The sequence below is a fragment of the Pseudomonas sp. JR33AA genome (assembly GCF_021378985.1).
Lineage (GTDB): Bacteria > Pseudomonadota > Gammaproteobacteria > Pseudomonadales > Pseudomonadaceae > Aquipseudomonas > Aquipseudomonas alloputida.
The window spans coordinates 1-783 of record NZ_JAJSAW010000052.1 but is presented as its reverse complement, the minus strand read 5'-3'; the positions used below and the strand labels follow the sequence as shown (position 1 = coordinate 783).

2 protein-coding genes are annotated in these 783 nt (G+C 56.1%); both read right to left on the bottom strand.

What is annotated here, in order from left to right; translation table 11 throughout:
• A partial coding sequence (locus tag LVS58_RS24965) for an IS3 family transposase (RefSeq protein WP_233693244.1) occupies positions 1-429 on the bottom strand: 429 nt, incomplete at its 3' end.
• Positions 426-719 carry an IS3 family transposase gene (locus tag LVS58_RS24960; protein ID WP_023661668.1) on the bottom strand — a complete coding sequence of 98 codons (294 nt, stop codon included), beginning with the start codon at positions 717-719 and terminating at the stop codon, positions 426-428. The genes LVS58_RS24960 and LVS58_RS24965, both read right to left, overlap by 4 nt.
• Positions 720-783 lie beyond the last annotated feature (64 nt).

The window sequence follows — 783 nt, the reverse complement described above, 5'->3', positions numbered from 1 at the left end:
AAGCCAGCCCTCTTTCGTAGCGATGTAAGTGATATCACTGACCCAGGCTGGGGTGGAGCTTTGAACGGAGAACTGACGACCCAATAAATTGCTCGCCACTGGCAGCGCATGGTGACTGTCGGTGGTGCACGGCCTGAAACCGCCCTTGGATCGGCCTTGTATGTGCTCTTCATGCATCAGCCGGTCAACGCGCTTATGACCTACCGCATAGGCCTGCTGCCTTAGCGCCTCGACTAGCCGTGGTCGGCCATAGGTCTTGCGGCTAGCCGCGTAAACCTTGTGTAGATCGATGCGTATTTGTGCATCCGGATCTGGACGGCCTTGGCGATGCTGATAGTCGTAAAACCCTGAAACCGAGACACCCATTACCCGGCACAACAGACGCACCGGGAACTGAGCCCGTTCTTCAGCGACGAAGGCGTATCTCACCTGGACTCTTTGGCAAAGAATACCGCCGCCTTTTTTAGGATTTCACGCTCCAGTTTCAGCTCGGCGTTCTCGGCTCGCAATCGTGCTAACTCGCTGTCCTCTCTGGTGATTGCGCGACGATCAGGAGAGCTCAACGGCTGGCCGTTGCGGGAAGCGTTGACCCAGTTGTCCAACGTTTTCACAGACATTTCCAGCTGGCGAGCAGCTTCCGTCCTGCCAAGCGTTTCAGCCAGCGCAACGGCCTGAATCTTAAACTCATCGGTGTAATTGCGGCGAGTGGTTGGGTACATGACAACCTCCAAGATAGCGATGTAAGTATCGCTTCTTGGCGTCCGTTGTCACGGAGCAGGCCCA

Bases quoted from the DNA above. Each gene is read 5' to 3' on its own strand.
- LVS58_RS24960 (WP_023661668.1), bottom strand. From the start codon at position 719: ATGTACCCAACCACTCGCCGCAATTACACCGATGAGTTTAAGATTCAG.